Source organism: Collinsella sp. HCP3S3_E5, from assembly GCF_052067635.1.
Taxonomy (GTDB): domain Bacteria; phylum Actinomycetota; class Coriobacteriia; order Coriobacteriales; family Coriobacteriaceae; genus Collinsella.
The window spans coordinates 1-5,259 of the sequence record NZ_JBQHQF010000041.1 but is presented as its reverse complement, the minus strand read 5'-3'; the positions used below and the strand labels follow the sequence as shown (position 1 = coordinate 5,259).

Genomic DNA, 5,259 nt, shown 5'->3' with positions numbered 1-5,259 from the left:
AGTTCGATTGGTGCGGCGTATAGGATTCCGCGCATCCGCTTCGCGGATCCGCACCGGCTTCGCCCGCCTGCCGGCGCGCTCGCCCGCTCGCTAAAAACGCTCCGCGTTTTCTTTACGCTCGCGCCTCGACCGAGGTTCGAATCCATGCATGGCTTCCAAAAAAGAAAAGCCCCCGTTGCCGGAGGCTTCAAGTTCGATTGGTGCGGCGTATAGGATTCCGCGCATCCGCTTCGCGGATCCGCACCGGCTTCGCCCGCCTGCCGGCGCGCTCGCCCGCTCGCTAAAAACGCTCCGCGTTTTCCTTACGCTCGCGCCTCGACCGAGGTTCGAATCCATGCATGGCTTCCAAAAAAGAAAAGCCCCCGTTGCCGGGAGCTTTAAAGTCAATTGGTGCGGCGTATAGGATTCGAACCTATGACGTTCTGATTCGTAGTCAGACCCTCTATCCAGCTGAGGTAACGCCGCAGCGCAAGACATATGAAACCATTTTAGTTAATTGGAGTCAAGCACAATCTTGATTTTTTTCTAGACCATTTTCCTCATGCAGCTCCGCATGTATCACCGTTTCCCATACGATCGATTGGCTTTTCAACCACATCGAACCCAACACCGAGTTCCTTCAATAGCGAGCGCACCCGCTGGGCGCAATCATACCCGGCAAACGAGATACTCAGCATGCGTGCCACCTGGTTAGAAGTCCCGACTCCATAGAACCGTTCGAGTGTTGCAAGCCCTTCGTGCGTCACAAAGGTCTCAACTACATGTGTCGACTCCTCAAAGCACCATTGGGTCAACGGACCCTCGCTCGTTTGCCTCACCACCAAGCCACCCATACCCGATGGCTCACACGTAACTAGCAGGTGCTCCCCACCTTCATCGCTCTCAAACAAAACTACCCGCTCATCAAACAGGTCCATCACATCCCCCTTCTCTCGCTCGTATCTAGTAAAAGCATAGCAGGTAGACGACCGTATACAGAACACTTGTTCGTGTGTTTTCTATTGAGCTGTCCGCGCGACATGGTAAGGCTCCGCGCACAAAAAAAGGCGCCCCGGATAGGGGCGCCCCCGCAAATCGCTTATGCAGCAAACCTACGCGACCGGCTCGATCTTCTCGAGGCCGCCCATGTAAGGACGCAGAACCTCGGGGATCGTAATGGTGCCGTCGGCGTTCTGGTAGTTCTCCAGAATGGCGGCCATGGTGCGGCCAGCCGGTAGACCGGAACCGTTAAGGGTGTGCAGGTAGCGCGAGCCCTTGAAGTTCTCGGGATCGCGATACTTGATGTTGGCGCGGCGAGCCTGGAAGTCGCCGCAGTTGGAGCAGGAGCTAATCTCCTTGTAGGCGTTGTAGCTCGGCAGCCAGACCTCGATGTCGTAGGTCTGACGGGCAGAGAAGCCCAGGTCGCCGGTGCACAGGCTAATCACGCGATACGGAAGACCCAGCTGCTGAAGCAGGAACTCGGCCTCGGCGGTCATGCTCTCGAGCTCCTCGTCGGACTCCTCCGGCTTGGCAAACTTGACCATCTCGACCTTGTCGAACTCGTGCTGGCGGATGATGCCGCGGGTGTCGCGACCAGCGGAGCCGGCCTCCTCGCGGAAGCAGGGGGTGAAGGCGGTGTAGCGGCGCGGCAGGGTGTCGGCATCGAGAACCTCACCGGCGTGCAGGTTGGTAAGCACGACCTCGGCGGTGGGGATCAGGAAGTTATCGCCCGAGACATGATAGGCGTCGTCCTCGAACTTGGGCAGCTGGCCCGTGCCAAACATGGTCTGACGCTTGACGACGATGGGCGGCCACCACTCCTTAAAACCACGGCTGGTGTGCGTATCGAGAAAGAAGTTGATGAGGGCGCGCTCCAGACGGGCGCCGGCGCCACCGAGAACGGTGAAGCGGCTACCGGAGAGCTTGTTGCCGCGCTCGAAGTCGAGGATGTCGAGGTCGGTGCCCAGATCCCAGTGCGGTTTAAAGTCGAAGTCGAACACGCGTGGGGTGCCCCAACGACGGCGCTCGATGTTCTCGTCCTCGTCCTTGCCGTACGGGGTGGCCTCGCAAGGAATGTTGGGCAGGTGAGCCATAAAGTCGTACTGCTCCTGCTCGAGAGCGGTGCGGCGCTCGGCCAGACCGTCGATCTTCTCGTTGACGGCGCGCACGGCCTCCTTGGCGGCCTCGGCCTCGTCCTTCTTGCCCTCCTTCATCAGGGCGCCGATCTTCTTGGACTCGGCATTACGCGTGGCCTGGAGCTCCTCGACCTCGGTGATGACGGCACGACGCTCATCGTCGAGCTCAAAGAACTTCTCGCGATCCCAAGACGTCTGGCGGTTAGCCATGGCGGTATCGATGGCATCGGGGTTCTCGCGAACAAACTTGATATCAAGCATTAGATCCTCCGGCGATATACATTCCATTTAGGTTGCAACCTTGTACATGTATGGGCAAGTATATACTTATGAGCGTTTACGACCCAACTCAACTACGCAAGAAGGCACCCAATGGACGCAGTTTTTTCCTTTTTGTTTGGCACCCGCACCGGTTTTGCCATCCTTTTCGCCGGCGGCATCCTGCTGTTTGCGATTCTTGCCTTTGTAATGGAGAAGCGCACCCATAAGCTCTACGTCGACCGCGGGCCCAAATCCGAAGAAGATCAAGACAGCTTCTGGGACTAACCTGCCATTTAGGGACAGGTTTATTTTGGTCGGTTTTATCTGGGCAAACGCAAGCGCCCCGCAACCGGTATCAACCCGGTTGCGGGGCGCTTTTCGCTATAGAGATAAAACCGCAGGAAAAACCTGCCAAAATAAACCTGTCCCTAAATGGCAGGTTTACTGAAGGGTGGCGTCGATGGCCTTGACCAGGGCGCTGCGCATGCCGGCGTCCTCGAGCGCGACGACGCCCTTGATGGTTGCGCCGCCGGGCGAGCACACGGCATCCTTCATCGCCGCAGGATGCTGCCCAGTTGCAAGCTGCAGTTTCGCCGTACCCAGAACCATCTGGCTCACAATGCGATAGGCGTCGGCGCGCGGAATGCCGTGCTTGACGGCCGCGTCGCCCAGGGCCTCAATCGCCATGGCAACAAATGCCGGGGCGCAACCGCCCACGGTACCGCCCACAAACAGCAAGCTCGTATCGAGCTCAACGACAGTGCCAATCTTTCCGAGCAGGTCGAGCACCACGGCACGCTGCTCGCCGTTGAGCGTAGAGGACTTCTCGCAGGCGATGACGCCCTCGCCCACCGAAACCGGTGTATTGGGGACCGTCGAGATGTGCGCGACACCCGGCAGAACCTGCTCCCACTTGACACTGTCCCAAGTCCAGGCGACCGAAAGGACGACCTTATCGGCAAGAGTATCCTTGAGCGGAGCGAAGACCTTCTCGATCATGTACGGCTTGACCGCAGCAACCACGATATCGGATACAGCGACAACCTCCGCCGCATCACGACAGGCAAGTATCCCACGCGCCTCACAGCGCTCAACCAGGGCATCGTAGCGGCCCGCGCAGGCACACATGTCGCTCGCAGCCACACCGGCGGCAATCCAGCCATCGGCCATAGCGCTCGCCATATTGCCAAAACCGACAAATCCAATCTTCATATCTCATAATCCTCTCAGACAGATTCTTCAAATCGAGAGCTATTGTCCCACGGCATTGTTTCGTGTTGCCGACCTATTTGTGATACGGCTCGCCACGGCTAATCTTGCAGGCGCGGTAGACCTGCTCCAGCAGCACCACGCGCGCCAAGTTATGCGGCAAGGTAATGCGTCCAAAGCTGAGCATTTCGTCAGCTCGTGAGCGAACATCGTCGCTCACGCCGTCCGATCCGCCAATCACAAAGGCGATGTCGCTGTTGCCTCGCAACATAAGATCATCGAGCCGCGCCGAGAGTTCCTCACTCGAGCGCTCTTTGCCCTCAATGGCCAGCAGGATCACATGCGCTCGGGGCGGCAGGGCTGCAAGAATCGCCGCTCCCTCCTTGTCGCGCGCGGCATCCACGCCGCCCGCCTTGGCCGGGTCGATATCGGCCACCTCGCGCATATCCACCTTGGCATAGGCGCCCAGGCGCTTGGTGTACTCGGCGCAGGCATCCTTCCAAAAACGCTCTTTGAGCTTACCGACGCATACAACGGTGCACTTCACGCGCGCCTACTCCTTCGAATCGTTTTGAACTTTGCCGGCGGTCAGCATCTGCTCGAACATAGAGGCCGACTGCGAAAAGTCGCTCGGCAGCACGACCGTCGATGTTTTACCCGTGCGAGCGAACTCCGTCATCATCTCGGACCATTGCGTAAACATGAACAGCTGGTTGGCCTCATCGTTGCCGACGCCCGTCTCCTGGATAATCTCGAGCGAATCCTTGATACCCAGCGCGATGGCCTTGCGCTGGTTGGCGATGCCTTCGCCCGCCTTTTCCATTGCCTCGGCCTCGGCGGTCGCCTCGGTAACGCGCTTGATGCGGTCGGCCTCAGCGAGCTCCTGCGCAGCAGCGCGCTTACGCTGGGCGGCGTTGATGTCATTCATAGAGTTCTCGACCTCGGTCGGCAGCGCGATCTTGGTGATGAGCGTCGACACGAGGGTAAAGCCGTAGGCGGCCATCTGCTCGGATACGGTGGCGTTGACGTCCTTGGCAATGTCATCCTTCTTGGCAAAGACCTCATCAAGGGTATAGACAGGGATGGAAGAGCGCAGGGCATCGGTAATGAAGTCGCGCATCTGGTCGACGGGCTCCTGCAGCATGTAGTAGCTCTTGTAGATGCCCGAATCTGCCGGGCCGGCTCCCATGTCATAGCTCACGTGGTACTGAGCAGAGACCTCAAGGCCGACAGTCACGTTGTCCTGGGTCTTAACGTCGATCCCAAAACCGTTTTTCATGGTGCGCAGACTCACCGTGGCGGCCTTGCGGTCGATCACGGGCACCTTCATGTGGAAACCCGCGTTGACGATGCGGTTAAACTTGCCCAGGCGCTCGATGATCACAGCATGCTGCTGTTCAACGACGTAGCAGGCGTTGGGAAGCAGTAGCAACAAAATGATGATGGGAAGTAGAAGGCTCGTAAGGGCAGCGATAATACCGGATAACAGCATGGTCTCTCCTCCGATGGGCACACGTTGGCACTAGGATACCCGCACAAAGCAGCCATGTGACACCATCAGGAAGCCCATAACAAAAAAGCTCCCATTGCTGGGAGCTCTTTCAATCAATGGTGCGGGCGAAAGGACGTCCGCGTATCCGCTGCGCGGATCCGCACCGGCTTCGCCCGCCTGCCG

General features: G+C 58.6%; 7 protein-coding genes and 1 tRNA gene. 2 read left to right on the top strand and 6 right to left on the bottom strand.

What is annotated here, in order from left to right:
- A partial coding sequence (locus ACTM82_RS08780) for a hypothetical protein (RefSeq protein WP_441088545.1) occupies positions 1-213 on the top strand: 213 nt, incomplete at its 5' end.
- Between the two features lie 175 nt (positions 214-388).
- Here ACTM82_RS08780 and ACTM82_RS08775 read toward each other — a convergent pair.
- From ACTM82_RS08775 to serS, 3 genes are all read right to left on the bottom strand, one after another.
- Positions 389-465, bottom strand: a tRNA-Arg gene (locus ACTM82_RS08775).
- Positions 466-539: 74 nt separating this feature from the next.
- Positions 540-917 (bottom strand): hypothetical protein, encoded by a 378-nt coding sequence (locus tag ACTM82_RS08770; protein WP_441054307.1) that lies wholly within the window; start codon positions 915-917, stop codon positions 540-542.
- A 174-nt stretch (positions 918-1,091) separates the two neighbouring features.
- Positions 1,092-2,375, bottom strand: coding sequence for a serine--tRNA ligase (serS, locus tag ACTM82_RS08765; RefSeq protein WP_427729163.1), 1,284 nt, complete (start codon positions 2,373-2,375; stop codon positions 1,092-1,094).
- Positions 2,376-2,486: 111 nt separating this feature from the next.
- On the opposite strand from serS, the gene ACTM82_RS08760 reads away from it, so the two are divergent.
- A complete protein-coding gene (locus tag ACTM82_RS08760; protein WP_195838594.1) occupies positions 2,487-2,660 on the top strand; it encodes a DUF6724 family protein in 174 nt (57 codons plus the stop codon).
- A gap of 156 nt (positions 2,661-2,816) precedes the next feature.
- On the opposite strand, the gene proC is transcribed toward ACTM82_RS08760, so the two are convergent.
- From proC to ACTM82_RS08745, 3 genes are all read right to left on the bottom strand, one after another.
- The gene (gene proC, locus ACTM82_RS08755) at positions 2,817-3,587 is read right to left on the bottom strand and encodes a pyrroline-5-carboxylate reductase (RefSeq protein WP_427748301.1); all 771 of its coding nucleotides are present in this window, start codon (positions 3,585-3,587) and stop codon (positions 2,817-2,819) included.
- Positions 3,588-3,660: 73 nt separating this feature from the next.
- Positions 3,661-4,131: a 23S rRNA (pseudouridine(1915)-N(3))-methyltransferase RlmH gene (rlmH, locus tag ACTM82_RS08750; protein ID WP_370450649.1), complete on the bottom strand. Its 471-nt coding sequence runs from the start codon at positions 4,129-4,131 to the stop codon at positions 3,661-3,663.
- Between the two features lie 6 nt (positions 4,132-4,137).
- Positions 4,138-5,076: an SPFH domain-containing protein gene (locus ACTM82_RS08745; protein ID WP_441054310.1), complete on the bottom strand. Its 939-nt coding sequence runs from the start codon at positions 5,074-5,076 to the stop codon at positions 4,138-4,140.
- Between the last annotated feature and the right edge of the window lie 183 nt (positions 5,077-5,259).